This is a genomic window from Stenotrophomonas tumulicola (assembly GCF_014117215.1).
GTDB classification, from domain to species: domain Bacteria; phylum Pseudomonadota; class Gammaproteobacteria; order Xanthomonadales; family Xanthomonadaceae; genus Stenotrophomonas; species Stenotrophomonas tumulicola.
The window spans coordinates 137,294-161,998 of sequence record NZ_JACGXS010000003.1 but is presented as its reverse complement, the minus strand read 5'-3'; the positions used below and the strand labels follow the sequence as shown (position 1 = coordinate 161,998).

Below are 24,705 nucleotides of genomic sequence, written 5' to 3'. Positions count from 1 at the left end.
CGCATGCTGCCCAGCAGGTAGAATGCATGCCATGCCTGTGACCTCCACTTCCCTTGCCCATCACCTGATCGTCGCGCTGCCTTCGTTGGCCGACGCGCCCTTCGCCCGCAGCGTCGCGCTGATCTGCCAGCACGACCAGAACGGGGCGATGGGGGTGGTGGTCAACCAGCCTTCGGACTACACCATCGGCGAGGTGCTGGCGCAGATGGACATCGCCACCGACGACGAGGACCTGCGCTCGCGCGCGGTGCTCAACGGTGGGCCGGTGCATCCCGAACGCGGCTTTGTCATCCATGATGATGCGCGGGCCTGGGATTCCAGCCTGGCCGTCGGCGAAGGCCTGTACCTGACTACCTCGCGCGATATCCTCGAGGCGATGGCACGTGGTGAAGGCCCGGCCAACGCCCTGGTCACCCTCGGCTGTGCCGGCTGGGCGGAAAGCCAACTGGAAGGCGAACTGGCCGACAACAGCTGGCTGACCGTGCCGGCCGATGCCGAGCTGTTGTTCCGTACCCCGTTCGAGCAGCGCTGGCAGGGCGCCGCCGCGCGCATTGGCGTGGATCTGTTCCGGCTGACCGACTACAGCGGTCATGTCTGAGACGACCGGTATCCGTCGCGACGGCACCGTGCTCGGCTTCGATGTCGGATCGCGGCGGATCGGCGTGGCCATAGGCAGTGCGTTCGCCGCGCATGCGCGTGCGGTGGCGGTGGTCGACGTGCACGGCAACGGACCGGACTGGGCGGCGATCGAACGCCTGTTGAAAGAATGGCGGCCCGACGGCCTGGTGGTGGGCGATCCGCTTACCCTGGACGGCAAGGACCAGCCCAACCGCAAGCGCGCGCAGGGCTTTGCCCGCCAGCTGCGGGAACGTTTCAAGCTGCCGGTGGAGATGATCGACGAACGTTCCAGTTCGGTCGAAGCCGCCCGCCGTTTCGCCGTCGAGCGCGCCGAAGGGCGCAAGCGCCGCCGTGATGCCGCCGCGCTGGATGCGGTGGCCGCCGCGGTGATCATCGACCGCTGGCTGTCCTCGCCGGACGATGCCATTCCCATTCCCTGACCAGCCTGATCCCCTGCCCATGACTGCTTCGCAACTCGATTCCTCCGGACGCCTGCGCCACCTGCTCACCCTGGAAGGCCTGCCGCGCGAAACCCTGCTGCAGCTGCTGGACCGCGCGGGGCAGATCCGCGATGCGGCCGTTGGCCGGGTAGGCAACAAGCGCTCGGTGCTGGCCGGATCGGCGGTGTGCACGCTGTTCTTCGAACCGTCCACGCGCACCCGCAGTTCGTTCCAGCTGGCTGCGCAGCGGTTGGGCGCGGACGTGCTGAACTTCGATGCATCCACTTCGTCCACGCGCAAGGGCGAAACGGCCACCGATACGCTGAAGAACCTGGAAGCGATGGGCGTGCGTGGCTTCGTGGTACGCCATCCCGACGATGGTGCGGTGGCCGCGCTGGCGGCGGCGGCGGGCGAGGGCACGGCGCTGGTCAACGCCGGTGACGGACGCAGCGCACACCCGACCCAGGGCCTGCTGGACATGCTGACCCTGCGCCAGGCCAAGGGCAGCGATTTTTCGAAGATGAAGGTGGTGATCGTCGGCGACGTGAAGCACTCGCGCGTGGCCCGTACCGACCTGCATGCACTGCGTACGCTGGGCGTGGGCGAGATCCGGGTATGCGGCCCGCAGTCGCTGCTGCCGGAGGACGACACGCTGAAAGGCTGCGTGGTGGGTGATGATTTCGATGCCATGCTGGAAGGCGTCGATGCGTTGATGATGCTGCGCCTGCAGCGCGAGCGCATGGAAGAAGGCCTGGTGCCCTCGTTGGAGCAGTACCACGCGCAGTACGGGCTGCATGCTGCACGCCTGGCGCGTGCCGGCAAGGATGCAGCGGTGCTGCACCCGGGCCCGATCAACCGTGGCGTGGAAGTGACCGACGAGGTGGCCGACGGCCCGCAGTCGTGGGTGCTGCGCCAGGTCGCCAACGGCGTCGCCGTGCGCATGGCCGTGCTGGAAACCCTGCTCGGCTGACCGTGGTCCGCGATGTGGCCGGTGCCTGTCTTGGTGCGGACGACCAACGGTCGTCACCGATCAGGGGGCCGGGATTGTTGGGGCGCGGTCAGCGATGCTGCGCGAACAGCCATTGCCACATGGCGGGGTCGGCATAGGTGGCATCCCATGCGTTGTGGTTTCCCTGGGGATACTCGGTATAGCGGGCGTCGGCTGCACCGGCGGCCTTGAAGGCTGCGTGCAGTTTGCGGTCGTCGTCGGGGAGTACCACGTCGTCCAGCGCGCCATGGAACATCCAGACCGGCGTCTGCTTCAGGCGCTGTGCAATCGCGCGGTACGGGTCGGATTCGGCGGCCACGGATTCCACCAACAGGCTCCCGCGTTCCAGGCGGGGGGCCAGCACTGCGCCACATACGGGTACGATCGCAGCGAAACGATCCGGCAAGGCGAGGGCGATGTTCCAGCTCCCGTAGCCTCCCATCGACATGCCGGTCAGGTACTGGCGCGACGGGTCGGCACCGAACTCGGCGCTGGCTGCATCCAGCGCCGCCAGCGCGACGCGGTTGTTGTGGCCGGTCCATTCTTCGTGGTCGGGCACCTGGGGCAGTACGACCAGGGCGGGAAAATCGGCAGCGTGCGCGCGCAGGTAAGGGCCAAGGCCCGCCGTGGTCTGTTTCACTCCATCGCGTCCACGTTCACCGGACCCGTGCAGGAACAGCACGACCGGCAGCGAGCCCGCGGCGCGCAGCGCATCGGCGGGGACGAAGACCTGGTAACGGGAAGCATGGCCGTCCACGGTAACGCTGCGCGATTCGAAACGGCCGGCCGTGGGATCGGGCGTGCTGGCACAGCCGGCGAAGAACATCAGCACGGTGACGGCGACACAGCAGCGCAGCAATGAGCGGAGCATGGCGGATCCTGGAGGGATGCAATCGCTTTCATCCTAGCCACCTTTGCCATCCATGGCATCGTGCGATGCATCAGCCAGGACGCGGGAAACTGGCGATGATGTCCAGTTGTTCCTGTGCCTCGGCATTACCGGCCGCGGCGGCTGCCTGCACCTGTTCGATGTCCGGGTGGACGACGATCAGCAGTGGATTTTCGCAGGCGGGGCAGTCGTACTCGGTCACATCGTCATGCAGTTCCATCACCATCGTGCGTGAGGTGCCCTGCCAATCGCAGGCTGCGCAGGCATGCTGCTGGTCGCGCCAGTCCGGCTGGAAGTAATTGTCTACGGTAGTGGCCATGGGTATTCCGGTAAGCGGGTGAGGCCTGCCACTGCGGACAGCGCCGGCGTTGCAGGGGGCGCCGTGGTCAATGCAGCAGGATCAGGGTGGCCAGGCCGAGGAAGCTGAAGAAGCCCATCACATCGGTCACCGCAGTCACCACCACGGTACCGGCCACGGCGGGGTCGACATTCATCCGCTTGAGCAGCAGCGGAAGCAGTACGCCGGCCAATGCAGCTGCGCAGAAATTGATGATCAGCGCCAGGGTGATGACCACCGACAGCAGGAAACTGTGGAACCACACGAACGCGATGATGCCGACCAGCAGGCCGATGAGCGTGCCGTTGATCAGCGCCACCCGTGATTCCTTCCACAGCAGGATGCGTGCGTTGCTGGGGCCAACCTGGCCGAGCGCGATGCCGCGCACCATCAAGGTCAGCACCTGCACGGCAGCGTTGCCGCCTACGCCGGCCACGATCGGCATCAATACCGCCAGTGCGACCACTTTCTGCAGGGTCAGCTCGAACTGGCCGATCACGCTGGCCGCCAGGAATGCGGTGCACAGGTTGATGCCCAGCCAGACCACGCGACCGCGTACGGCGCGCTTGATCGGCGAGAACAGATCTTCCTCTTCATCCAGGCCGGCCGCGCCCAATGCCTGGTGCTCGGCCTGCGATCGGATGATGTCGACCACGTCATCGATGGTGATGCGGCCGAGCAGGATGTTGTTGTCGTCCACCACTGGCGCGGAGACCCAGTCATGGTCAGAGAACTGCCGGGCCACTTCCTGGTCGCTCTCGCCGACGTCGATCGCCGGCTGCTCGTCGTCGATCAGGCGGTTGATCGGCGTGGTGTCCTCATGCGTCACCAGCGCGGCCAGCGACACGCGGCCCAGGTACTGGTGGCGCCGGCTGACCACGAACAGGTGATCGGTGTGGTCGGGCAGTTCGCCGCGCAGGCGCAGGTACCGCAGCACCACGTCGACGTTGACGTCGGCGCGCACGGTCACCACGTCGGGGTTCATCAGGCGGCCGGCGGTGTCCTCCGGATAGGACAGCACCTGCTCCAGGCGCTCGCGGTTCTCGCGGTCCATCGACTTGAGGACCTCGTCGATGACCGTGTCGGGCAGGTCTTCGACGAGGTCGGCCAGGTCATCGATGTCCAGGTCTTCGACCGCGGCGATGATCTCGTCGGGGTCCATGTCGGCCAGCAGGCTTTCGCGCACTTCATCGCCGACGTGGACCAGCACCTCGCCATCGTCCTCGGGATCGACCAGGCCCCACACCACTTCGCGCTTGCCGGGCGGCAACGATTCCAGCAGGTTGCCGATCTCGGCCGGTGCAAGCGTGTTGACCAACCGGCGCACCGGCCCCAGGCGGCCACTGTCCAGCGCATCGGACAGCAGGCGCAGCTGGCGTGAGGTCTTGTCGTGGCGTATGGCTTCGGCCATCAGGGCTCCCGCAGGAATGAAAAGGCCGCTATCCAGCGTAGGATGCGGCATCGAGGGTAGTCAGCGCGTCATTATCGCGCGCGGATGTGTCCGAACGATAGCGCCCGGCGAGGTCGGGCGAGCATGGCGGCGTGTGGCTGGCAGGGCGTCGGGTGCGTGGAAATCCGCGGGGCTGGACGTGGTGCTATCCGGTCAGCCGGTGATCCAGCGTTCGATACCGCGGCGGTCGCGTGCGGCCAGCAGCTTCGGCGCGCGTGCGCGCAAGGCGCCCAGGTCGCTGTCGCGGATCGCACGGCGCACTTCCAGCAACGTGCCGGGATGCAGGCTGAACTCCGTCAGCCCCAGTGCCAGCAACAGCGGTGCGAGCCGTGCATCGCCAGCGATCTCGCCACACACCGCCACCGGGATGCGATGCCGTGCTCCGGTTTCGATGACCAGCGCCAGCAAGCGCAGTACTGCCGGATGCAGTGGCGAATACAGTTCGCCCAGTGCTTCGTTGTTGCGGTCGGCGGCCAGCAGGTACTGCACCAGGTCGTTGGTGCCGATGGACAGGAAGTCGACCAGGTCGATGAAGCTTTCCAGTGCGAACGCGGCAGCAGGGACCTCGATCATCGCGCCCAGCGGCACCCGCTCGCTGATGGCATGGCCTTCGGCACGCAGCTGCGCGGTCAGCCGGGTCATGCGCCGACGTACCGCAAGCAGTTCATCGCGCGTACTGACCATCGGGACGAGGATGCGGATCTTGCCGTAGGCGCTGGCCCGCAATATCGCGCGCAACTGGGTATCGGCGACCTTTGGCCGCGCCAGCGACAGGCGCACGCCGCGCAGTCCCAGTGCCGGGTTGTCCTCGTTGCTCAGGGTCAGTCCGGTGCGGTCTGCCTTGTCCGCGCCCAGGTCCAGGGTACGGATGGTGACCAGCCGGCCGGCCATGCCCAATGCCGCGTCGCGGTAAGCCTGGAACTGCTCTTCTTCATCGGGCAGTTCGTTGCGCTGCAGGAACAGGAATTCGGTGCGGTACAGGCCCAGGCCCTGCGCGCCGAGTGCGTGCGCCTGGGTGACATCTTCCAGCGATTCGGCATTGGCCAGCAGCGCGATGTCCACCTGGTCACGGGTGCGGCTGGGTTTGCTGCGCAGGCGGCCAAGTTCACGCTGTTCGCGCGCGTGCTCCTTCAGCCGCACACGGTAGTCGCGCAGGTTCTCTGCCTGCGGGTTGACGGTGATGCTGCCGTCGCTGCCATCGACGATCAGCACGTCGCCGTCGCTGATCCGCTGCAGCAGGGTGGGCACGTTGACGATCAGCGGCAGGTGCAGGCTGCGCGCCAGGATGGCACTGTGCGAGAGCGCGCTGCCGGCCGAGGTGATGATCGCCACCACGCCCTGCGATTGCAGCTGCGCCATTTCAGAGGGGGCGATGTTTTCGCAGACCAGGATCTCGCCGGCCAGCCCCTTCACCGACGGCGGAAGCACCGGCTGCAGGAAGGCGTGGATGCGGCCGATCACATGGTCCAGGTCGTCCATGCGGCTCTTCAGGTAGGCATCGTCCATGCCATCGAAGACTTTGGCCAGCCGGTCGCGCTGCAGCCTCAGCGCATAGCTGGCGCTGAAGGGGCCGCTGCGGATCAGTTCATCCAGGCCGAACAGCAGTTCGGGGTCATCCAGCAGCAGGGCATGCAGGTCGAGGAATTCGCCGGCTTCCTGGTTCAGGGCGCCCTGCAGCCGCTGCCGCAGGTCGTGCATTTCCACGCGTGCGGCATCGAGGGCGGCATGCAGGCGCTTGAGTTCCTTGTCCACCTGCTGCGCTGGTACCCGTTGTTCGGCCACTTCCAGCGCGTGCGGCAAGCGGACCCGGGCCCGGCCCAGTGCGGTACCGCGCGATGCGCCGTGGCCGGACAGCAACTGCACCGGACGTGGGCCGGCAGGTGACAGTCCAGCGCGGGCGCGCGGCATGCTCAGCTGTCCTCGTCGAAGCGGCGCTCGAACAGCGAAACCACGGCATCCATCGCGGCCTGCTCGTCGTCGCCGCTGATCCGGATGGTCACCGGGGTGCCCTGGCCGGCGGCGAGCAGCATCACGCCCATGATGCTCTTGGCGTTGATCTCGCGGCCCTTGGCGGCCATGGTGACATTGCACCGGAAAGGCGCCAGCTCCTGCACCAGCTTCGCAGTGGCGCGGGCATGCAGGCCCAGGCGGTTGGTTACGGTGAGTTCTCGTTCAAGCATCGTCGACTATCGCTCCATTGCGGGTGCCCGCCGCCGCAGTGGCGGGCAGTTGATCCAGTTCCTGTTCCGGATAATTCATGACCCGCAACAACATCGGCAGGCTCAGCGCGGCCACCCGCCGGGCCGGCGTCCCCAACCGGGCCAGTTGCGCGGCCAGGTTGCTGGGGCTGGCGCCGTACAGGTCGGTCAGGATCAGCACGCCGTTGCCGCCATCCACCCGGCGCATGGCGGCCGAGGCGAGCGGAAGCAGGGTGTCCAGGTCGGCATCGAACGGTACTTCGAACGCTTCAGTCTTCAACGGCAGATGCCGCAGGAGCCGGGTCGCCACGTCAAGCAGGGCGGGCCCGACGCCAGGATGTGTTACGAGGAGAATGCCACAGGTCATTGCCAAACGTTAACAGGTCGGCATGAAGCTGCGATAGCGGGTAGAGAGCCTTTCAGTGTTCCGTATTCATCTGGATAAGAAAAAAGGGGACGGAGGGGATTAAGTCGCATCCGGCAGGCATGCGGCCGGATGCGACTTAATCCCCTCCGTCCCCTTTTTCAGTCCAGTTCGCGGTGGAAGGTGGCGACGTCTTCCCAGCCTTGTTCGCGTGCGTGGCGGGCCATGCGTTCGGCCAGGAACACCGAACGGTGCTTGCCGCCGGTGCAGCCGAACGCCACGGTGACGTAGCTGCGGGTGTCGTTGCCCAGCTTCGGTAGCCAGGTGTCGAGGAAATCAGTCAGCTGGCCCACGTAGCGCTGCACCTCAGGCTGTGCTTCCAGGTAATCGCGTACGCCGCCCTCGCGTCCGCTCAGCGGGCGCAGGTCCGGGTCCCAGTGCGGATTGGGCAGTACCCGTGCGTCGAACATGAAGTCGGCCTCGGCCGGCACCCCGTGCTTGTAGGCGAACGATTCGAACAGCAGCGACAGGGGCGTGGCATGGCCGAGCGCGAACTCGGTGAGGACCCGGCGGCGCAGCTGGTGCACGTTGAGCGTGGTGGTATCGATGATGGCGTCGGCGGCCTGCCGCAGCGGGGCGGCAAGCTCGCGCTCGCGGGCGATGGCTTCCGGCAGCGACAGGCCGAGCTGGCTCAAGGGATGCCGGCGGCGGGTGTCGGCGTAGCGCTTGAGCAGTGTTTCGTCGTCGGCTTCGAAGAACAGCACCTGCGCCTGTACGCCCGCTTCATCGGCCTGCTGGCGCCACTTGGCCAGTTGGCTCAGGTCGCTCTGGCCGCGCACGTCGATGCCCACCGCCAACCGCCTTGGTACCGCGACGGCGTCGTCCAGCACACTGCGGACGAAGGACGGCAGCAGGTCGATCGGCAGGTTGTCGGTGCAGTAGTAGTCCTGGTCTTCGAAGGTTTTCAAGGCCACGGACTTTCCGGAACCGGACAGGCCGCTGACGATGATCAGGGCCGGGGCGGGCGGGGCAGGGCGGGTCATGGCGGGCTCACAGAGGGTTGGCGGGCGGTGGGTGGGGTGGGGCCATGCCGGCCGGCAGCCGGCCTCCATGGGTAAACATGACGGCGTTCAGCGGTTGCCGCCTGGATATTTCATGGGCTGCGGCGTTCCAGCAGGTTGCTGTGGCGGGCGATGAACATCGCCGCGGGGTCGATGCCCTTGGTGCGCAGGATGTGCAGGCGCGTGGCCGCCTCGGTCAGCACCGACAGGTTGCGGCCGGGCATCACCGGCAGGGTGATCAGCGGCACGTCCAGGTCCAGCACGTGGCGGGTGCCTGAATCGCCGGTCAGGCGTTCATAGCCATAGGCGCTGGGTTCGGTCATCGGCTTGGTCAGGTGGACGATCAGCCGAAGGTACTTGTTCTTCTTTACAGCGGTGTCACCGAACATCTCGCGCACGTTCAGCACGCCCAGCCCCCGCACTTCCAGCAGGTCCTGCAGCAGTTCGGGGCAGGTGCCGTCCAGCACGTCGGGGGCGATCTGGGTGAACTCCGGTGCATCGTCGGCGACCAGGCGGTGGCCGCGGCTGAGCAGTTCCAGCGCCAGTTCGCTCTTGCCCGACCCGGCCTCGCCGGTGACCAGCACGCCGATGGAGTAGATCTCCATGAACACGCCATGCAGGATCACCCGCGGCGCCAGCGTACGTGCCAGGTGGTAGGACAGGTGGTTGAGCAGTTCGTGCCCGCGCTTGGGTGATAGCCACAACGGCGTGTGCGATTCGTCGGCCGCCGCGCGCAGGTCTTCCGGGCATGGCTGGTTGCGGGTGATCACCAGCGCCAGCGGGTGCGACTGCATGATCTTTTCGATGGTTTCCCAGCGCAGCCGCGAATCCAGCGAGTCCAGCCAGGCCAGCTCTTCGGTGCCGAGGATCTGCACCTTGTTGGGGTAGATCGCGTTGAGGTAACCGGCCAGCGACGGTCGTCGCGAGACCGTGTTGCCGGCCTCCAGTTCGCGTTTTTCGCCCTTCTGCCCGGCAACCCAGCGCAGGGCCAGCCGGTCGCGTTGCTGGTCGAACAGTTCGCGTGCGGTGATGCTGGTATTCATGCGGCACTGGCCGGTGGCGGGAAGTCGATGATGGCGCGCAGCGCGGCGGCGTCCCTGGCTTCGCGCAGCGCCTGGCGGATGGACGGCTCGGAAAACAGTTCGGCCAGTTCGGACAGCAGCATCAGGTGCTGGTGGGTGTAGTGGGCGGGTACGGCGATGGCGAACACCAGGTCAACCGGCTCGTCCGCGCCGAAATCTACGGGTTTTTCCAGTTTCAGCAGGGCACCGCGTGGACGTTCCAGCGCCGGTGCGCGGCCGTGCGGAATGGCGATGCCATGGCCGATGGCGGTGCTGCCCAGTGCTTCGCGTTCGCACAGGTTGCGATGGATCTGTTCGGTGTTTGCCTGGCGGCAGGACAGCAGCCGCGCGGCGGCCAGCAACACGCTGTCGCGGTCGGTCGCCGTGCAGACCTGGGTCTGCACGGCCGCCATCAGATCAGTCAGGGGCATGTCGGGGGGAAAGTGGTGGCATCAGCCTTCATTGTCGCCCACCGCGAGCGGAAGCGCAGCGGACTGGTGGCTCTTCTGCTGTTTCTTTTCCTTGTGCTTGACCACCAGGCGGTCCAGCTTGTCGGCCAGGATGTCGATCGCGGCATACATGGTCTGGCCTGTGGCCTCGGCATGCAGTGTCTGTCCCGGGATGTTCACGCTGGCGTCGACGTGGTGCTCGTTCTTGTTCTGCAGCTTCAACGTAACCCGAGTTTCGCAGTGCTCGCCGAAATGCTTGCCCGCCCGGGAGAGTTTGGTTTCCACATACTCCTTCAGGGCCGGGGTGACTTCGACGTCTTTGCCAAACGTTTCAATGCGCATCGGGTTTCTCCTTTATGGATTTGCCAATGAACCTTTCCGCCGGGCGCGGCATGCGTCAGGCGATCCGGACTCTTTCGTGCGAGGCGGAAATGTTCATGGCTTCACGATACTTCGCCACGGTCCGGCGCGCCACTGGAATGCCGGAGGTCTTGAGCAGGTCAGCCAGCTTGGCGTCAGAAAGCGGCTTGCGTGGGTTTTCGTCGTCGATGAGCCGGCGGATCATGCTCTGGATGGCCGTGCTGGAAGCCTCCCCGCCGCCGTCGGTGTCGATGCCGGAGGCAAAGAAGGCGCGCAGCGGGATGGTGCCGCGCGGGGTGCGCACATGCTTGCGTGCAATGGCGCGTGAAACGGTGGATTCGTGCAGGCCGAGTTCGCCGGCGATCTCGCGCAGCGTCAGCGGGCGCAGCGCCTGTGCCCCGAACTCCAGGAAGCCCGCCTGCTGGTGCAGCAGGCTGTGGACCACGCGCAGCAGGGTTTCGCCACGCGCCTCCAATCCCTTCAGCAGCCAACGTGCCTCCTGCAGCTGTGCTTTCAGGTAGCCCGCGTCGGCCTCGCCACAGTGGCGGATCATCTGTTCGTAACCACGGTGGATGACCACCTTGGGCCCGGCATGGCTGGCCAGTGCCGCACGCCAGATGCCGTTCTGGCGCCAGATGACCACGTCGGGCACCACGTAGGTGTCCTGTGAAAACGGGGCGATCTGGGTGCCGGGGCGTGGATCCAGTGAACGCAGCAGGGCAACGGCGGCCTCCACGTCGGCCATGGGTTGTTTCAGCTCGTGGGCGATTCCCGCCACGCCGCTGCGGGGCAGGCGCTCCAATGGGCCGCCGGCAATCACCCGCGCCAGCGCCAGCGCCGGGGTGTCGGCAGGCAGTACGTCCAGTTGCAACTGCAGGCACTCGCCCAGGCTGCGCGCGCCGATGCCCACCGGGTCGAACCGCTGGATCTGGTGCAGTACCGTCAGGATTTCATCGTCGCCGGCATGGATGGCCGGCAACAGGGTCTCGGCAATGCCGGACAACGGTTCGCGCAGGTAGCCATCGTCTTCCAGCGCGTCGATCAACGCGGCGCCGATACTGCGGTCGCGCGCGGACAGCGGCGACAGGTGCAGCTGCCACAGCAGGTGGTCGGCCAGGGTTTCCGGCTCGGCTACGCGTTCAGCCGCGCTGCCCAGGTCGTCATCGTCGAAGGAGCCTCCACTGCCCCCACCGCTCCAGTCGACCTCGGCCGGGGCCCAGTCATCGTCGGCCTGCGGTGACGGCGCCTGGCCTTCGTCGTGGGCGAAGGCATCAGGGGCGCTGTCGTCCGGGCCCGTGCCTGGTTCGGCGGGGGCATCGCCGGGCAATGCCTCGGCGGTGTCGTCCCAGTCCAGCAGGGGATTGGTTTCCACCGCTTCGGCGAGTTCCGCATCCAGCTCGACGCTGGACATCTGCAGCAGCCTGATGGCCTGGCGCAACTGTGGCGTCATGACCAGCTGTTGCCCCAGCGATGTCTGCAACCGCGTCTTCATGCCACCGCCCGACGAAAAAGGAAGGGTCCGGCGGCCAGCTTCACAGCTTGAAGGAATCCCCCAGGTAGACGCGGCGGACGTCTGCATTTTCCAGCAGGTCCGCAGGCGCGCCCTGGGCCAGCACCGTACCCTCGGCGAGGATATACGCCCGGTCGCAGATTCCCAAGGTCTCGCGGACATTGTGGTCGGTGATCAGCACGCCGATGCCGCGCTGCTTGAGGTGGGTGACGATGCGCTGGATTTCTCCGACCGAAATCGGGTCCACGCCGGCAAAGGGTTCATCGAGCAGGATCAGGCGCGGCTGCGCAGCCAGCGCGCGGGCGATCTCGCAGCGGCGGCGTTCGCCACCCGACAGGCTGGCGCCCAACTGGTCGGCGACGTGGCCCAGTTGCAGTTCGTCCAGCAGGCTGCCCAGTTCGCGCTCGCGCCCGGCACGGTCCAGGTCCTCGCGCAGTTCCAGCACCAGGCGGATGTTGTCGGCCACGGAGAGCTTGCGGAACACCGAGGGCTCCTGCGGGAGGTAGCCCACGCCCTGCTTGGCGCGGGTATACATCGGGTCGCCGGTGATGTCCTTGCCATCAAGCACGATGCTGCCGGCATCGGCGGCCACCAGGCCGACGATCATGTAGAAGCAGGTGGTCTTGCCGGCGCCGTTCGGGCCCAGCAGGCCGACCACTTCGCCCGCGTCCAGGGTCAGGCCGAAGTCCTTGACGACTTCGCGCTGCTTGTAGCGCTTGCGCAGGCCATTGGCAACGAGCATTACTTGTCGCTCCCTGCGGCCGGCGCCTTGTTCTTGGGCTGGATGACGGTGCGCACGCGGCTGCCATCACCACCGCTGTTCATTTCCCCGCTGCGGGTGTTGTAGACCATGCGCTGTCCTGCATTGGTGCCACGCGCGCTGGTGACCGTGTAGTTGCCGGTCAGGGTGATGATCTCGCCGGTGATGTCGTAGTCGATCCGGTCCGCCTTGGCATCCATCCAGCTGCCGTCATCCATCTGCTGGCGCATCGTGGCCTGCTTGCCGGTGAAGATCGCACGGACCGCTTCGCCGTCCTTGATCTGGATTTCCGCGTTCGCCGAGCGCAGGTCCAGCGTGCCCTGGGTGATCACCACGCCGCCGGACAGCGTCGTCTTGCCGTCACCGGTCAGGGTGCCGGACTGGGCGCCGGCATCGATGTTCATCGGTTCGTTGCGATCGGCGGACTTCGCGCTGGCGAACAGCGGAAGCATCAGGCTGAGCACGCAAAGGGCTGCAAGGTGGATTTTCATCGTGTCCGTTTCTGCCGGATGGTGGCCTGGTCGCGCCAGGCGGAAAAGGGGGGCGTGCCGCAGGGTCATCTCCGGGGCATGTAGCGGCCCTTGGACTGGCTGAGGAAATGATACGTGTTGTTCTTGGAATCCAGCTCGAACCCGACGCCGCTCTGTTCCATGCCGGGACGGGTCATGGTCACCAGCGCATCGGTGCGGGCACGGTTTTCCTTGGGGAAAACGTTCAGGTGGGTGGTGCGGAAGGTCGTCGGCGGGGTGTTGCCCTGGGTGGGGCTGTCACCGGCGACGTTGCCGCGCAGGCGCATTTCATCGCCCTTGGCGCTGACCCAGCCGGTTTCCGAACGCAGCGTCCAGTGGTTGCCATCCTGGCCGGGCATTTCGAATACCGGCGTGGCGATGTCCAGGGTCTGGTCGGCGCGGCTGCGCTCCAGCTTCGGCGCGCGCAGGGTGGTGGATTCCTTGCCCTGGTCGTCCAGTACGACGATCTGGAAATCGTGCAGCACGTAATCCACGCTGCCGTCGTCGGCCGTGGCCTGGGTGCCCTTGTTGCGATCGCGCAGCAGCGACCAGCCGCTGAGCACGGCCACGACCAGCAGGATGGCGCCGATGGCGGTACGCCAGTTCATGCGCCGAATCCAGCCAGCACGGCGTCAATGCGGCCCTGCGCCGCCAGCAGCACGTCGCACAGCTCGCGCGCGGCGCCACGCCCGCCTTCGGCGCGGGTCTGCCAGTGCACGCGTTCGGCCACCCACGGGTGCGCGTTGGCCGGGGCGACCGCCAGGCCGACGTGGCACAGCGGCGCCAGGTCGGGCAGGTCGTCACCCATGAACGCTACCTGGTCAAGGCCGATGCCATGCTGGGCGCACAGCGCCTGCACGCTGGCCAGCTTGTCGCCAACGGCGATCTGGGTGTCGATGCCCAGGTCGGCGCCGCGCTTGAGCGCGGACTGGCTGTTGCGCGCAGTGATCAGCACCGGATGGATGCCGTGCTTCTGCAGCAGTTTCAGTCCCAGGCCGTCGTGCACGAAATATGCCTTGCTCTCGTTGCCTTCCCGGTCGTAGTAGAGCCGACCGTCGGTGAGGGTGCCGTCCACGTCGAAACAGGCCAGCCGGATGTGCGCCGCGGCGGCATGCAGGTGGGCAGGAAAAGCGGGCAGGGGAGACCAGGGCGTCAAGTGGCTGTCATCCGGTTGTGTGGGGCCGCCGGGCATGGCCGGGCGATACTGCATGAATGGGGGCGGGCAGGAGTCGGTTAAACCACCCGCGCCCGCAACAGGTCATGAATGTTCAGCGCGCCGACGGCACGGCCAGCGGCGTCGACCACGATCAGGCCGTTGATCTGGTGCATTTCCATCAGGCGCGCCGCTTCCACCGCCAGTTGGTCGGTGCCGATGGTACGCGGGTTGCGGGTCATCACCTCGGCGATCTTCGCGCTGCGCACATCCAGCTCGCTGTCCAAGGCACGGCGCAGGTCACCATCGGTGAACAGGCCGATCAACACGCCATCGGCGTCGACCACGGCCGTCATGCCAAGCCGCTTGCGGCTCATCTCCACCAGCGCCTGGCTGAGGGTGGCGCCGACATCCACGCGCGGCAGTTCGTCGCCGCCATGCATGACGTCGGTGATGTGCAGCAGCAGCCGGCGGCCGAGGCTGCCGGCCGGATGCGAGCGGGCGAAATCATCGGCAGTGAAGCCGCGTGCGTCCAGCAGGGCGACGGCCAGCGCATCGCCCATCGCCAGCGAGGCGGTGGTGCTGGAGGTAGGCGCCAGCGCCAGCGGGCAGGCTTCGGCCGGCACGCTGACGTCCAGGTGCACGTCGGCGGCGCGGGCCAGGCTGGACTGCGGTTTGCCGGTCATCGAGATCAGCACGTTGCCTTGGCGCTTGAGCACCGGCAGCAGCATCAGCACTTCGTCCGATTCGCCCGAATACGACAACGCCAGCACCACGTCGGCCTCGGTGATCATGCCCAGGTCGCCGTGGCCGGCTTCGCCCGGGTGCACGTAGAAGGCAGGAGTGCCGGTGGAGGCGAGGGTGGCGGCGATCTTGCGCGCGATATGCCCGGACTTGCCCATTCCGGTGGCCACCACCCGTCCGCGGCTGGCCAGGATGTGCTGGCAGGCCTGCTGGAAGGCCTCGCCCAGGCGCGCGGCAACGGCGTCCAGCGCCTGCTGTTCGATCGCGAACACGCGTTTGCCGCTGGCGACCAGCGCCGATGGCTCGGCCGGCAGGCCGGCAGGGGGGATGGGCAGGTTGGGATCGGCCATGCGGACGCCACGCAGCGGGGTAGAATGAACCGACATTTTATTAGGAAAGCCCGTTGGACGCTGACACCATCCGCAACCTGATCGAAACCGGCCTGCCCGGCGCCCGTGCGCAGGTACAGGGCGACGATGGCGTGCACTTCGAAGCGACGGTGGTCTGCGAGGCCTTCGCCGGCAAGCTGCCGCTGGCCCGCCACCGCATGGTGTATGCCACCCTCGGCGATCTGATGGGCGGCGCGATCCATGCGCTGGCGCTGAAGACCGTGACCCCGGCCGAAGCCGGCTGAACCCGAAAAAGACCCCGATACATGGCCAAGATCGTTGTTACCGGCGGCCGCGCGCTGCACGGTGAAGTAAGTATCTCCGGCGCCAAGAACGCCGTCCTCCCCATCCTGTGCGCCACCCTGCTGGCCGACGAGCCGGTGGAAATCACCAACGTGCCGCATCTGCACGACGTGGTGACCACGGTGAAGCTGCTGGGCGAACTGGGGGCCAAGGTCACCATCGACCAGGGCACGCTGTCGCGCGGCAGCGCGATCGTGGTCGACCCGCGTTCGGTGAACCAGCACGTGGCGCCGTATGAACTGGTCAGGACCATGCGTGCCTCGATCCTGGTGCTGGGCCCGCTGCTGGCCCGCTTCGGTGCGGCCGAAGTATCGCTGCCCGGCGGTTGCGCGATCGGTTCGCGGCCGGTGGACCAGCACATCAAGGGCCTGCAGGCGCTGGGTGCGGACATCGTGGTGGAGAACGGCTTCATCAAGGCCAGCGCCAAGCGCCTGAAGGGGGCCCACTTCACCTTCGACATGGTCAGCGTTACCGGCACCGAGAACGTGCTGATGGCCGCAGTGCTGGCCGAAGGCACCAGCGTGCTGGACAACTGCGCGATGGAGCCTGAAGTCACCGACCTGGCACATTGCCTGATCGCGCTGGGCGCGAAGATCGAAGGCCTGGGCACGGCCCGGCTGGTGATCGAAGGCGTGGAACGGTTGGGCGGTGGGCGCCATGAAGTGCTGCCGGACCGCATCGAGACCGGCACCTTCCTGGTGGCAGCGGCGATGACTGGCGGCAGCGTGACGGTGAACCGCGCGCGCCCGGATACGCTGGATGCGGTGCTGGGCAAGCTGATCGAAGCCGGTGCCAGCATCACCACCACCGAGGACAGCATCCGCCTGGACATGCAGGGCAAGCGGCCGAAGGCGGTCAACCTGACCACTGCGCCGTACCCGGCGTTCCCGACCGACATGCAGGCGCAGTTCATGGCGCTCAACTGCGTGGCCGACGGCGTTGGCGTGATCAACGAAACGATCTTTGAAAACCGCTTCATGCACGTCAACGAACTGTTGCGCGTGGGCGCGGACATCCAGGTCGAAGGCCACACCGCCATCGTGCGCGGTGCCGAGCGCCTGAGCGGTGCACCGGTGATGGCCACCGACCTGCGTGCTTCGGCGTCGCTGATCCTGGCTGGGCTGATGGCCGATGGTGACACCACCATCGACCGCATCTACCACCTGGACCGCGGCTACGAAAACATCGAAGAGAAGCTGTCCGCGCTGGGCGCCACCATCAGGCGGGTGCCATGATCCTGCGCGGCAGGTTCACCCGCCGCCGCAAGGCGCTGCTGGCACTGGTGCTGATCGTGCTGGCATGGCTGGGGTATGCCTGGTTCGCCGGCATCGCCATTACCCAGGGCATCGAACAGAAGGACATGGACTGGAACGCTGACGGCACGGTGACCCGTGACGAGATCATCCAGGCCTTCCATGCCGTCGGGGTGACCACCACCAAGGAAGGCAACCGCGAGTGCCGCACGTTCGCGTGGCGCAAGTCCGGCGAACAGATCCGCGTGGATTGCCGCACGGTATTCCAGGCCGAATGACATCAACGGCAGCGGGTCATGGACCCGCTCTACCGGTAGTGACGGGCCATGCCCGTCACCAGGACACCCAGCCCACCGGGTAGTGACGGGCCATGCCCGTCACCACAGCAACCCGTCAGTTCAAACCCTTGATGGTCAGGTCCAGCGCGTCCTTGCCGCCCTCGCGCTGCAACAGGCGCGCCGGCACCGGGAACTCCGGCACGATCCAGGCGATCAGCTCCTTGTTGCCATCGGTGCGCGATACCTTGGTCGCTTCATAGCTCTTGCCGGCCACCGTGACCGTTTCCTTGCCGACCACCTTGTAGTTCATGGGCTTGATCCGGCCTTCGTCGACCATGCGATAGGTCAGCGGCTTGCCGGCCGCCAGGTCGCGGGCGATGGCCAGGTTGATCAGCAGCGCATCCATGTCACCGGCTTTCAGCGCCACCGGCCCGGCGCGGTCGCCCTTGATGTCGCCGGTCCACGTGGCCTGGTTACTGGTCCAGTTGTAGGTGGCCTGCACGTTGCGTTTCTTCACCAGCAGTACCGAACGGTCCTGGCTGCTGAGCGGACGCAGGCTGCCGTTGGCCTCATCGAACACGGTGCTCTGGCTGAGGTCGGCCAACTGGTTCTTCACCTGCAGCGTGTAGCGCCACTTGTTGGCTCCCTCGCTGGCCAGGGTCATGGTGCCGTTGGCCTGCATGCCCATGTAGCTGGCCAGGTAATCGGCCTTGAACGGCTGCAGTGCCATGGCGGGCAGGCTGGCCACCGACAATGCGGCAGCGGCGATCCAGGTCAGCGGACGTTGGAATGTGGTCATGGTCAGACTCCTTGGTATTCGATCAGGCGCAGGTCGATGTAGTCCTCGCCGTCTTTGCGTTGCAGGATCCGCACCGGCGTGGGTACGCCATCGGCGATCCAGAGGATGGTTTCGTCGTTGCCGCCATTGATGCGGGAAACGCGAAGCGCGTCGTAGGACAGATCGCCCACCTGCACGCTGGCGGTCTCCGGGGCGGCCTGGTAGTCGTGCTGGCGGACACGGCCGACGTCGACATAGCGGTAATGCAGCACACTGCCGGGACGGGCATCACGCATGATCGCCAGGTTCAGCAGCAGGGCGCTCTGGTCGCCTGGCTGCAATGGAATCGGCTGGGTGCGCGCCTTTTTCAGGTCGCCCAGCCAGCGTGCGGTACCGGCCTGCCAGTCATAGGTGCCGGTAACCTTCTTGCCCAGGAACAGGCCCTTGCGCACGGTGCTCTGGCTCAGCGGCACGTACTGGCCCTCCCGGTCCTCGAAGACGGTGCTCTGTTCCAGGTTCAGGCCGAGCACGCTGGCGAAGCCGCGGCGTCCGACCACCTGCATGTCGACCCGCCATTGGGTGCCGCCGGTGTGGGTGACGCGCATGGTCGCATCGCCCGCCTCCTTGCCCTTGTAGAACGCTTGGTAGGTGGCCGTGAACGGCTGCAGCGGCGGTGGTTCCCATGCCATCGCCGGCAATGCAGGTACTGCCGGCGGTGCCTCGGCCTGCTGCGCTGGCAGCGCAGGGTCCTGGGGAACTGCGGCCGTCTCGGTGGCCTGCCGTGCGGACACCGGCAGCGCCGCCATGCAGAACACGGCGGACAACCACAGCGCGGGATGGTGCAGCAGCGTCGTTTTCATACCGGACAAGGGCGAAGGGAGAGGGAAGGGTGCCAGCGCCACGGTCGTCGGCGCGTGTTCAGTACATCATCGTTGCAGCGTTCCGGCCGAATCTAGGGCCAGCGGGCTGAAAAGGGGGTGACCGTCGAGCTGGACCTGACCGCCCTGTTCAGTTATGCGTCCGCTGGCCAGCAGCGCCAGGCTGGCCAGCAGCAGCGGGTGCTCCACCGCCAGCACGCGCTGGGCCAGGGATTCGGGGCTGTCGCCGGGCAGGATCGGCACGCGTGCCTGCGCCAGTACGGTGCCGGCATCCAGTTCGGGAACCACGAAGTGCACGCTGGCGCCATGTTCGGCATCGCCGGCTTCCAGTGCGCGCGCGTGGGTGTTCAGGCCTTTGTACAGCGGCAGCAGCGAAGGGTGGATGTTGACCAGCCGGCCTTCGAAGCGGGCGACGAAAGCCGCGCCGAGGATGCGCATGTAGCCGGCGCAGATGATCCAGTCCGGGGTGCAGGCTGCCAGTGCATCGCCCAGTGCAGTGTCGAAGGCAACGCGGTCGGCGAAATCACGGGGTGAGGCAGCCCAGCGCCGTGGCGCTGGTACCCGCTGCAGCGCGGCTGCATCGACGCGGTCGGAGAACACGCCAACCACGTCGGCCTGCAGCTGTCCGTGTGCAATGGCATCAAGGATGGCCTGCAGGTTGCTGCCGCGTCCGGATGCGAGTACTGCGATGCGCACGCTCATGCCTGTACCGGGTTGAACGCCTGCTTCACCGACGGCCGCAGCAGCACCAGCAGGGTGAACACCCCCAACACGGTGCCAAACGGCGTCACGCAGCAGGAGGCACCGGCCACGATCAGGCACAGCAGGTGGCGACGACGATGGGCCAGGCAGCGTCCGGCGTATGCCATGAAACCGGCCAGGGTAAGTCCCCCCAGCACGATGGCGCTGCCGATGGCGACGAACATCCAGCCGTACAGGCGCTCATCGAACGGCGGTCCCGCTTGGCCGGGGGCCGGGTTCATCGGCAACCTGCCGCTCAACACGCCGATCCCGATCACTACGTGGATGATGAAGATCAGCGAAAACAGCGCGGTCATGGCGGCGACCACGTAGTGGAAGATCGACAGCAGGCGCAGGTGGCTGGCGTCCTGTTCGGTCAGCATCGGGGTCGACATGGCGGTCTCCATGAGCGTTCTGTAGCGCCGAGCCAGGCTCGGCGGTAGGTTCCATCGGGTAGATCCGCCGAGCATGGCCCGGCGCTACGGAAAATCAGCCGATATGCACGCGCTCGGTGCCGTCGGCAGCGTCCACCACCTTGCCGATGGTCCAGTGCTGCAGGCCCAGTGCCTCGACCGCCCCGGCCACGGCGGCGGCCTGGTCCGGCGCGACGATCAGCACGAAGCCGATGCCGCAGTTGAAGGTGCGCCACATTTCGGCATCGGCCACGGCGCCTTCGCGCTGCAGCCACTGGAACACCGGCGGCAGGGTCCAGCTGGCGGCGTCGATGTCCAGGCCGAGGCCTTCCGGCACCACGCGGATGATGTTTTCGGTCAGGCCGCCACCGGTGACATGGGCCATGCCGTGGATGGCCTGGCCATGCGATTTCAGCAGCGCCAGGATCGGCTTCACGTACAGGCGGGTTGGCGCCATCAGTGCATCGACCAGCTTGACGCCGCCTTCCAGTTCCAGGTCGGCCGGGCGACCGGCACGGTCGTAGATGCGGCGCACCAGTGAATAGCCGTTGGAGTGCGGGCCAGAAGAGGCGATGCCGATCAATACGTCGCCTTCGGCAACGCTGGCACCGTCCTTCAGTTCGCTCTTTTCCACGCCGGCCACGGTGAAACCGGCCAGGTCGTATTCGCCCGGGGCGTACATGTCGGGCATTTCGGCGGTCTCGCCGCCGATCAGCGCGCAGCCGGCCTCGGTACAGCCATTGGCGATGCCACCCACCACCGCTGCGGCGGTGTCGATGTCCAGCTTGCCGGTGGCGAAGTAGTCGAGGAAGAACAGCGGTTCGGCGCCTTGGACCAGCACGTCGTTCACGCACATGGCGACCAGGTCGATGCCGATGGTGTCGTGGCGGCCCAGCTGCTGGGCCAGCTTCAGTTTGGTGCCCACGCCGTCGGTACCCGATACCAGCACCGGCTCGCGGTACTTGCCGGACAGGTCGAACAGGGCGCCGAAACCGCCCAGTCCGCCCATCACCTCGGGGCGGAAGCTGCGCTTGACCAGCGGCTTGATGCGCTCGACCAGTTCATTGCCGGCATCGATGTCGACACCCGCGTCACGGTAGGTGAGGGGCGTAGGGGCGGAGGACGGGCTGTTGGTCACGGGCGTCGGCGCTTGCTGGGGTGAGACGCCGATTTTAACAGGCCACGTTGGCGCAAAGACCCTATTCGGGCAACAATCTCCCTGGATACGTCGAGCCAATGGAAGTCCAGATGCCCCGCAGCCCCCTTCGGACCGTGTTCCTCATGATGCTCCTGGCGTTGTGCCTGCCTGCCGTGGCCCAGGCCCAGAGCGGCCTGCGCACCGAGGGCGACGTCGCCACGGCCAGCGGCAGCTACGACGCCGAGGTGCCGGTACGTGGCCAAAGCGACGCCGACCGCAATGGCGGGTTGTCGCGCGCCCTGGCCGAAGTACTGGCCAAACTGTCCGGCGACCGCAACATCACCGCCCGTCCTGGCGTGGTGCAGGCGTTGCGCAACGCCAAGGATTACGTGGAGAGCTACGACTACAAGCAGGACCAGAGCACGGCGGCCAGTGGTGCGCCGAGCTTCCGCACCCTGCTGGTCGCCCGTTTCCGCGAAGATGACGTGGATGCACTGATCACCGCGCTGGGCCTGCCGGTCTGGCCGCAGCCGCGCCCGAAGCCGGTGCTGTGGCTGGCCATCGATGATGGCAGCGGCCCGCGGCTGGTCAGCGTGCAGCAGGCAAACGCGGTACGTCCGGTGCTGGCGCGCGCGGTGGAGCGCGGCTACAAGCTGGGCCTGCCGTCGGGCAGTACCGCCGAACAGGCGCTGGTCGGGGCGATCTGGCGCCAGGACAGCGCGGCCGTGGCCCGTGCCTCATCCCGTTATGCGCCGCCGATGCAGCTGATCGGCAAGCTGTACCGCGCCGATGGTGGCTGGACGGCAGACTGGGTTTTCGTCGACAACGGCCGTGAGCTGGACAAGTGGACCACCAAGGACCCCAACGCCATGCGGGCGATGGCGGCCGGCGCCGACGGTGCGGCCGATGCGCTGGTACGGCGTTATGCCAAGGCCGGCGCGGCGACCGGGCAGGCGGGTACTTATCGCGTGGTGGTCACCGGGGTGAACAGTGCCGATGCCTACATGCGCCTGGCTGCCGGGCTGCGCCAGGTGCCGGTGGTGCGCAACGTGATCCCGCTGCGCGCGCTGGGCGACCGGCTGGAGCTGAACCTGGAAATGACCACCGGCCTGGCCGGGCTGAACCGGATGCTGGGCGACGGCGGCGTGCTGGAGCCGGTGGCGCCGGTATCGATCATCCTGGACGGCGATGAACAGAACCCGGCTCCGGCCAGCAACGAGTATCGCCTGCGATGATGCTGTCTCCCGAGGCGGAAATCGCCCAGTTCCTGCGCCGCGTGAAGTTCGTCGCGGTTGCCATGTTGATTGGCTGGATCGTCTGGCTGCTGGCCCCGATCCTGACTCCGTTCGTGCTGGCGCTTGCGTTGGCCTGGCTGGGCGATCCGCTGGTGGATCGCATCGAAGCCAAGGGACGTTCGCGGATTACCGGGGTAATCCTGGTGTTCGTGGCCATGGTGCTGGTGATCACCGCGCTGATGGTGATCCTGGTGCCGATGATCGAGCGCCAGATCACCACGCTCATCGCCTCGGCGCCGCAGGCCCAGGAATGGCTGATGCAGAAGGGTATTCCCTGGTTCGAGCAGAAGACCGGACTGGAGATCATGCAGTGGCTGGACCCGGCGCGGGTGATGGAGTGGATCCGCAGCCACTGGCAGCAGGCTGGCGGCGTTGCGCGTTCGTTCTTCGGCTACGTGCAGCGTTCGGGCTTTGCGATGGTGACCTGGGTGGTCAACATCCTGCTGCTGCCAATCCTGGCGTTCTATTTCCTGCGCGATTGGGACAAGCTGGTGGAGCGCGTGGCCTCGGTGATCCCGCGCAACCGGATCGGTACCATCAGCCAGCTGGCGCGTGAATCCAACGATGTGCTGGGTGCGTTCATCCGCGGCCAGTTCCTGGTGATGGTGGCGCTGGGCGTGATCTATGCCGGTGGCCTGTCGCTGGTGGGACTGAAGCTGGGCCTGTTGATCGGGCTGATTGCCGGCCTGATCAGCTTCATTCCGTACCTGGGTGCCACCACCGGCATCCTGTTGGCCGTGGTGGCCGCGCTGGTGCAGGCGCAGGGTTTTGACCTGAAGCTGCTGATCCTGGTCGGCGTGGTGTTTACCGTTGGCCAGTTGCTGGAAAGCTACGTACTGACCCCGCGCATCGTCGGCGACAAGATCGGCCTGCATCCGGTGGCGGTGATCTTCGCGGTGATGGCTGGCGGCCAGCTGTTCGGTTTCCTGGGCATGCTGCTGGCGTTGCCGGTGGCGGCAGTGAGCAACGTGTTGCTGCGTTACGCGCACCAGCGCTATCGCGAAAGCGAACTGTATGCGGGCGAGAAACGTTCGATCGTGCTGGATTCCTACATCGACAAGCCGGCCATCGTCGCCACCCCGCCAAAGGGGCCGGAGCCGAAGTGAGCGCGGTGCCGCAGCTGCCGCTGGCCCTGCATTATCCGCAGGACCAGCGGCTGGAGACCTTCATCGGCGCGCCTGACGGCGCGCTGGCACAGCTGCGTGCGATCGCGGTGGGTGCCAGCCATGACTGGATCTACCTGCAAGGCACATCCGGCACCGGCAAGACCCACCAGGCGTTGGCGATGTGTTCCAGCGCCGAACAGGCCGGGCGGACACCCACCTACGTGCCGCTGGCCAGCGTGGCCGGGCGCCTGCATGCGGCGTTGGAGGGACTGGAACAGCGCGAACTGGTGGCACTGGACGGATTGGATGCAGTCGCGGGCAACCGCGACGACGAAGTGGCGCTGTTCGATTTCCACAACCGCGCGCGCGCGGCGGGGGCGGCGGTGCTGTATACCGCGCAGAAGGCGCCGGGCGAGCTGGGGCTGGTGCTGCCGGACCTGCGTTCGCGGCTGGGCCAATGCGTGCGGGTAGTGCTGGAAGCGCTGGACGAAGAGGGGCGTGCGGCGGTGTTGCGCGAACGCGCGCTGCGGCGTGGGCTGGCCATCGATGAGGCCGCCATTGAATGGCTGCTGTCGCACTCCGGTCGCGAACTGGGTGGATTGATCACGCTGTTGGATTGGCTGGACCGCGAGTCGCTGGCGGCCAAGCGGCGCATTACCGTGCCGTTCCTGCGCCAGGTACTGGAAGACGGCCGCCCGCGGTACTGAGGGCGTGTTGTTTGCCGGGCGGCTGCCCGGCGCCCGCCGAAGCAACAGCAACGGCAACAGCAACGGCAACAGCTGCAGGGCTGTGTGTGGGTGGGGCGGGGTGGGTTGGCGGGACGCGCCGTGAACCCATCCATGGGGGCTCCTGTTCGGCTCCTGCCTCACAAGGTCCCGCCAACCCACCCCGCCCCACCTTCGACAGGTCCATGCGGTGTCAGGTAGCGCCGGGCGATGCCCGGCGGAATGGGGTGATGGGTAGGCGGGTCCATGACCCGCTGCTCTTGTTTCCGGCATCGCGCACACGGCAGCGGGGCATGGCCCCGCTCTACCAGTTCGTTCTTGGGCATACCCCATCCGCCCCACCTTCGACAGGTGCATGCGGCGTCGGGTAACGCCGGGCCATGCCCGGCGGAATGGGGTGATGGGTAGGCGGGTCCATGACCCGCTGCTCTTGTTTCCGGTATCGCGCGAACGGCAGCGGGGCATGGCCCCGCTCTACCAATTCGTTCTTGCGCATACGCCATCTGCCCCCCTTCGA

The 24,705-nt window shown here is 66.8% G+C and carries 30 protein-coding genes; 9 read left to right on the top strand and 21 right to left on the bottom strand.

Going from position 1 to position 24,705, the window contains the following annotated elements; genetic code table 11:
• Positions 1 to 31 precede the first annotated feature (31 nt).
• The 3 genes from H4O11_RS08600 to H4O11_RS08590 are packed head-to-tail and all read left to right on the top strand — an operon-like array spanning position 32 to position 2,028.
• Positions 32 to 598, top strand: coding sequence for a YqgE/AlgH family protein (locus tag H4O11_RS08600; protein ID WP_182339009.1), 567 nt, complete (start codon positions 32 to 34; stop codon positions 596 to 598).
• Positions 591 to 1,058 carry a Holliday junction resolvase RuvX gene (gene ruvX / locus H4O11_RS08595; protein ID WP_182339008.1) on the top strand — a complete coding sequence of 156 codons (468 nt, stop codon included), beginning with the start codon at positions 591 to 593 and terminating at the stop codon, positions 1,056 to 1,058. Before H4O11_RS08600 ends, ruvX begins: the two co-directional genes overlap by 8 nt.
• A gap of 19 nt (positions 1,059 to 1,077) precedes the next feature.
• The gene (locus H4O11_RS08590) at positions 1,078 to 2,028 is read left to right on the top strand and encodes an aspartate carbamoyltransferase catalytic subunit (protein WP_182339007.1); all 951 of its coding nucleotides are present in this window, start codon (positions 1,078 to 1,080) and stop codon (positions 2,026 to 2,028) included.
• A gap of 88 nt (positions 2,029 to 2,116) precedes the next feature.
• Here the strand turns inward: H4O11_RS08590 and H4O11_RS08585 are convergent, their stop codons facing one another.
• The 16 genes from H4O11_RS08585 to H4O11_RS08510 form a co-directional block, all read right to left on the bottom strand.
• The gene (locus tag H4O11_RS08585; protein WP_182339006.1) at positions 2,117 to 2,917 is read right to left on the bottom strand and encodes a carboxylesterase family protein; all 801 of its coding nucleotides are present in this window, start codon (positions 2,915 to 2,917) and stop codon (positions 2,117 to 2,119) included.
• A 70-nt stretch (positions 2,918 to 2,987) separates the two neighbouring features.
• Complete coding sequence (locus H4O11_RS08580; protein WP_182339005.1) at positions 2,988 to 3,254, bottom strand: hypothetical protein; 267 nt, start codon at positions 3,252 to 3,254, stop codon at positions 2,988 to 2,990.
• A gap of 67 nt (positions 3,255 to 3,321) precedes the next feature.
• Positions 3,322 to 4,683: a magnesium transporter gene (mgtE, locus tag H4O11_RS08575; RefSeq protein WP_182339004.1), complete on the bottom strand. Its 1,362-nt coding sequence runs from the start codon at positions 4,681 to 4,683 to the stop codon at positions 3,322 to 3,324.
• 192 nt (positions 4,684 to 4,875) lie between these two features.
• Positions 4,876 to 6,630, bottom strand: a complete 1,755-nt coding sequence (gene ptsP, locus H4O11_RS08570; RefSeq protein WP_182339003.1) for a phosphoenolpyruvate--protein phosphotransferase — start codon at positions 6,628 to 6,630, stop codon at positions 4,876 to 4,878.
• 2 nt (positions 6,631 to 6,632) lie between these two features.
• Positions 6,633 to 6,902, bottom strand: a complete 270-nt coding sequence (locus tag H4O11_RS08565) for an HPr family phosphocarrier protein (protein ID WP_166925165.1) — start codon at positions 6,900 to 6,902, stop codon at positions 6,633 to 6,635.
• Entirely contained in the window at positions 6,895 to 7,287 is a 393-nt protein-coding gene (locus H4O11_RS08560; RefSeq protein WP_182339002.1) for a PTS sugar transporter subunit IIA, read from the bottom strand. Before H4O11_RS08560 ends, H4O11_RS08565 begins: the two co-directional genes overlap by 8 nt.
• 158 nt (positions 7,288 to 7,445) lie before the next feature.
• The gene (rapZ, locus tag H4O11_RS08555) at positions 7,446 to 8,327 is read right to left on the bottom strand and encodes an RNase adapter RapZ (RefSeq protein WP_182339001.1); all 882 of its coding nucleotides are present in this window, start codon (positions 8,325 to 8,327) and stop codon (positions 7,446 to 7,448) included.
• Positions 8,328 to 8,437: 110 nt separating this feature from the next.
• A complete protein-coding gene (hprK, locus tag H4O11_RS08550; protein ID WP_182339000.1) occupies positions 8,438 to 9,388 on the bottom strand; it encodes an HPr(Ser) kinase/phosphatase in 951 nt (316 codons plus the stop codon).
• Positions 9,385 to 9,837: a PTS sugar transporter subunit IIA gene (locus tag H4O11_RS08545; protein ID WP_182338999.1), complete on the bottom strand. Its 453-nt coding sequence runs from the start codon at positions 9,835 to 9,837 to the stop codon at positions 9,385 to 9,387. The genes hprK and H4O11_RS08545 overlap by 4 nt, the downstream gene beginning before the upstream one ends.
• Positions 9,838 to 9,858: 21 nt before the next feature.
• Positions 9,859 to 10,197, bottom strand: a complete 339-nt coding sequence (hpf, locus tag H4O11_RS08540) for a ribosome hibernation-promoting factor, HPF/YfiA family (RefSeq protein WP_182338998.1) — start codon at positions 10,195 to 10,197, stop codon at positions 9,859 to 9,861.
• 55 nt (positions 10,198 to 10,252) lie between these two features.
• A complete protein-coding gene (locus tag H4O11_RS08535; RefSeq protein WP_182338997.1) occupies positions 10,253 to 11,707 on the bottom strand; it encodes an RNA polymerase factor sigma-54 in 1,455 nt (484 codons plus the stop codon).
• 40 nt (positions 11,708 to 11,747) lie between these two features.
• Positions 11,748 to 12,467 carry an LPS export ABC transporter ATP-binding protein gene (lptB, locus tag H4O11_RS08530; protein ID WP_182338996.1) on the bottom strand — a complete coding sequence of 240 codons (720 nt, stop codon included), beginning with the start codon at positions 12,465 to 12,467 and terminating at the stop codon, positions 11,748 to 11,750.
• A complete protein-coding gene (gene lptA / locus H4O11_RS08525; RefSeq protein WP_182338995.1) occupies positions 12,467 to 12,976 on the bottom strand; it encodes a lipopolysaccharide transport periplasmic protein LptA in 510 nt (169 codons plus the stop codon). The genes lptB and lptA overlap by 1 nt, the downstream gene beginning before the upstream one ends.
• A gap of 65 nt (positions 12,977 to 13,041) precedes the next feature.
• Complete coding sequence (lptC, locus tag H4O11_RS08520; RefSeq protein WP_182338994.1) at positions 13,042 to 13,602, bottom strand: LPS export ABC transporter periplasmic protein LptC; 561 nt, start codon at positions 13,600 to 13,602, stop codon at positions 13,042 to 13,044.
• Complete coding sequence (locus H4O11_RS08515; RefSeq protein WP_246333372.1) at positions 13,599 to 14,150, bottom strand: KdsC family phosphatase; 552 nt, start codon at positions 14,148 to 14,150, stop codon at positions 13,599 to 13,601. The genes lptC and H4O11_RS08515 overlap by 4 nt, the downstream gene beginning before the upstream one ends.
• 77 nt (positions 14,151 to 14,227) lie before the next feature.
• Positions 14,228 to 15,241 (bottom strand): KpsF/GutQ family sugar-phosphate isomerase, encoded by a 1,014-nt coding sequence (locus H4O11_RS08510; RefSeq protein ID WP_182338992.1) that lies wholly within the window; start codon positions 15,239 to 15,241, stop codon positions 14,228 to 14,230.
• Positions 15,242 to 15,294: 53 nt separating this feature from the next.
• On the opposite strand from H4O11_RS08510, the gene H4O11_RS08505 reads away from it, so the two are divergent.
• The 3 genes from H4O11_RS08505 to H4O11_RS08495 are packed head-to-tail and all read left to right on the top strand — an operon-like array spanning position 15,295 to position 17,114.
• Positions 15,295 to 15,525 (top strand): BolA family protein, encoded by a 231-nt coding sequence (locus H4O11_RS08505; RefSeq protein WP_182338991.1) that lies wholly within the window; start codon positions 15,295 to 15,297, stop codon positions 15,523 to 15,525.
• Positions 15,526 to 15,546: 21 nt separating this feature from the next.
• Positions 15,547 to 16,818: a UDP-N-acetylglucosamine 1-carboxyvinyltransferase gene (murA, locus tag H4O11_RS08500; protein ID WP_182338990.1), complete on the top strand. Its 1,272-nt coding sequence runs from the start codon at positions 15,547 to 15,549 to the stop codon at positions 16,816 to 16,818.
• Positions 16,815 to 17,114 carry an EF-hand domain-containing protein gene (locus H4O11_RS08495; protein WP_182338989.1) on the top strand — a complete coding sequence of 100 codons (300 nt, stop codon included), beginning with the start codon at positions 16,815 to 16,817 and terminating at the stop codon, positions 17,112 to 17,114. The genes murA and H4O11_RS08495 overlap by 4 nt, the downstream gene beginning before the upstream one ends.
• A 115-nt stretch (positions 17,115 to 17,229) precedes the next feature.
• Here the strand turns inward: H4O11_RS08495 and H4O11_RS08490 are convergent, their stop codons facing one another.
• From H4O11_RS08490 to purM, 5 genes are all read right to left on the bottom strand, one after another.
• The gene (locus H4O11_RS08490) at positions 17,230 to 17,913 is read right to left on the bottom strand and encodes a DUF3108 domain-containing protein (protein WP_182338988.1); all 684 of its coding nucleotides are present in this window, start codon (positions 17,911 to 17,913) and stop codon (positions 17,230 to 17,232) included.
• A 2-nt stretch (positions 17,914 to 17,915) separates the two neighbouring features.
• Positions 17,916 to 18,752, bottom strand: coding sequence for a DUF3108 domain-containing protein (locus H4O11_RS08485; RefSeq protein ID WP_182338987.1), 837 nt, complete (start codon positions 18,750 to 18,752; stop codon positions 17,916 to 17,918).
• A 66-nt stretch (positions 18,753 to 18,818) separates the two neighbouring features.
• Positions 18,819 to 19,472, bottom strand: coding sequence for a phosphoribosylglycinamide formyltransferase (gene purN / locus H4O11_RS08480; protein WP_182338986.1), 654 nt, complete (start codon positions 19,470 to 19,472; stop codon positions 18,819 to 18,821).
• Positions 19,469 to 19,906, bottom strand: coding sequence for a hypothetical protein (locus H4O11_RS08475; RefSeq protein WP_246333371.1), 438 nt, complete (start codon positions 19,904 to 19,906; stop codon positions 19,469 to 19,471). Before H4O11_RS08475 ends, purN begins: the two co-directional genes overlap by 4 nt.
• A 94-nt stretch (positions 19,907 to 20,000) precedes the next feature.
• A complete protein-coding gene (purM, locus tag H4O11_RS08470) occupies positions 20,001 to 21,062 on the bottom strand; it encodes a phosphoribosylformylglycinamidine cyclo-ligase (protein ID WP_182338984.1) in 1,062 nt (353 codons plus the stop codon).
• Between the two features lie 98 nt (positions 21,063 to 21,160).
• Here purM and H4O11_RS08465 point away from each other — a divergent pair, with 98 nt between their 5' ends.
• From H4O11_RS08465 to hda, 3 genes are read left to right on the top strand one after another with little or no spacing between them, the layout of a single operon-like run.
• The gene (locus H4O11_RS08465; RefSeq protein ID WP_182338983.1) at positions 21,161 to 22,297 is read left to right on the top strand and encodes a DUF2066 domain-containing protein; all 1,137 of its coding nucleotides are present in this window, start codon (positions 21,161 to 21,163) and stop codon (positions 22,295 to 22,297) included.
• The gene (locus tag H4O11_RS08460) at positions 22,294 to 23,463 is read left to right on the top strand and encodes an AI-2E family transporter (protein ID WP_182338982.1); all 1,170 of its coding nucleotides are present in this window, start codon (positions 22,294 to 22,296) and stop codon (positions 23,461 to 23,463) included. Before H4O11_RS08465 ends, H4O11_RS08460 begins: the two co-directional genes overlap by 4 nt.
• Positions 23,460 to 24,170 (top strand): DnaA regulatory inactivator Hda, encoded by a 711-nt coding sequence (hda, locus tag H4O11_RS08455; protein ID WP_182338981.1) that lies wholly within the window; start codon positions 23,460 to 23,462, stop codon positions 24,168 to 24,170. The genes H4O11_RS08460 and hda overlap by 4 nt, the downstream gene beginning before the upstream one ends.
• Positions 24,171 to 24,705 lie beyond the last annotated feature (535 nt).

What these genes read in the sequence shown, in the direction of transcription:
- H4O11_RS08600 (WP_182339009.1), top strand. Translation starts at nt 32, where the DNA reads ATGCCTGTGACCTCCACTTCCCTTGCCCATCACCTGATCGTCGCGCTG.
- ruvX (WP_182339008.1), top strand. Translation starts at nt 591, where the DNA reads ATGTCTGAGACGACCGGTATCCGTCGCGACGGCACCGTGCTCGGCTTC.
- H4O11_RS08590 (WP_182339007.1), top strand. Translation starts at nt 1,078, where the DNA reads ATGACTGCTTCGCAACTCGATTCCTCCGGACGCCTGCGCCACCTGCTC.
- H4O11_RS08585 (WP_182339006.1), bottom strand. Translation starts at nt 2,917, where the DNA reads ATGCTCCGCTCATTGCTGCGCTGCTGTGTCGCCGTCACCGTGCTGATG.
- H4O11_RS08580 (WP_182339005.1), bottom strand. Translation starts at nt 3,254, where the DNA reads ATGGCCACTACCGTAGACAATTACTTCCAGCCGGACTGGCGCGACCAG.
- mgtE (WP_182339004.1), bottom strand. Translation starts at nt 4,683, where the DNA reads ATGGCCGAAGCCATACGCCACGACAAGACCTCACGCCAGCTGCGCCTG.
- ptsP (WP_182339003.1), bottom strand. Translation starts at nt 6,630, where the DNA reads ATGCCGCGCGCCCGCGCTGGACTGTCACCTGCCGGCCCACGTCCGGTG.
- H4O11_RS08565 (WP_166925165.1), bottom strand. Translation starts at nt 6,902, where the DNA reads ATGCTTGAACGAGAACTCACCGTAACCAACCGCCTGGGCCTGCATGCC.
- H4O11_RS08560 (WP_182339002.1), bottom strand. Translation starts at nt 7,287, where the DNA reads ATGACCTGTGGCATTCTCCTCGTAACACATCCTGGCGTCGGGCCCGCC.
- rapZ (WP_182339001.1), bottom strand. Translation starts at nt 8,327, where the DNA reads ATGACCCGCCCTGCCCCGCCCGCCCCGGCCCTGATCATCGTCAGCGGC.
- hprK (WP_182339000.1), bottom strand. Translation starts at nt 9,388, where the DNA reads ATGAATACCAGCATCACCGCACGCGAACTGTTCGACCAGCAACGCGAC.
- H4O11_RS08545 (WP_182338999.1), bottom strand. Translation starts at nt 9,837, where the DNA reads ATGCCCCTGACTGATCTGATGGCGGCCGTGCAGACCCAGGTCTGCACG.
- hpf (WP_182338998.1), bottom strand. Translation starts at nt 10,197, where the DNA reads ATGCGCATTGAAACGTTTGGCAAAGACGTCGAAGTCACCCCGGCCCTG.
- H4O11_RS08535 (WP_182338997.1), bottom strand. Translation starts at nt 11,707, where the DNA reads ATGAAGACGCGGTTGCAGACATCGCTGGGGCAACAGCTGGTCATGACG.
- lptB (WP_182338996.1), bottom strand. Translation starts at nt 12,467, where the DNA reads ATGCTCGTTGCCAATGGCCTGCGCAAGCGCTACAAGCAGCGCGAAGTC.
- lptA (WP_182338995.1), bottom strand. Translation starts at nt 12,976, where the DNA reads ATGAAAATCCACCTTGCAGCCCTTTGCGTGCTCAGCCTGATGCTTCCG.
- lptC (WP_182338994.1), bottom strand. Translation starts at nt 13,602, where the DNA reads ATGAACTGGCGTACCGCCATCGGCGCCATCCTGCTGGTCGTGGCCGTG.
- H4O11_RS08510 (WP_182338992.1), bottom strand. Translation starts at nt 15,241, where the DNA reads ATGGCCGATCCCAACCTGCCCATCCCCCCTGCCGGCCTGCCGGCCGAG.
- murA (WP_182338990.1), top strand. Translation starts at nt 15,547, where the DNA reads ATGGCCAAGATCGTTGTTACCGGCGGCCGCGCGCTGCACGGTGAAGTA.
- H4O11_RS08495 (WP_182338989.1), top strand. Translation starts at nt 16,815, where the DNA reads ATGATCCTGCGCGGCAGGTTCACCCGCCGCCGCAAGGCGCTGCTGGCA.
- H4O11_RS08490 (WP_182338988.1), bottom strand. Translation starts at nt 17,913, where the DNA reads ATGACCACATTCCAACGTCCGCTGACCTGGATCGCCGCTGCCGCATTG.
- H4O11_RS08485 (WP_182338987.1), bottom strand. Translation starts at nt 18,752, where the DNA reads ATGAAAACGACGCTGCTGCACCATCCCGCGCTGTGGTTGTCCGCCGTG.
- purN (WP_182338986.1), bottom strand. Translation starts at nt 19,472, where the DNA reads ATGAGCGTGCGCATCGCAGTACTCGCATCCGGACGCGGCAGCAACCTG.
- H4O11_RS08475 (WP_246333371.1), bottom strand. Translation starts at nt 19,906, where the DNA reads ATGTCGACCCCGATGCTGACCGAACAGGACGCCAGCCACCTGCGCCTG.
- H4O11_RS08465 (WP_182338983.1), top strand. Translation starts at nt 21,161, where the DNA reads ATGGAAGTCCAGATGCCCCGCAGCCCCCTTCGGACCGTGTTCCTCATG.
- H4O11_RS08460 (WP_182338982.1), top strand. Translation starts at nt 22,294, where the DNA reads ATGATGCTGTCTCCCGAGGCGGAAATCGCCCAGTTCCTGCGCCGCGTG.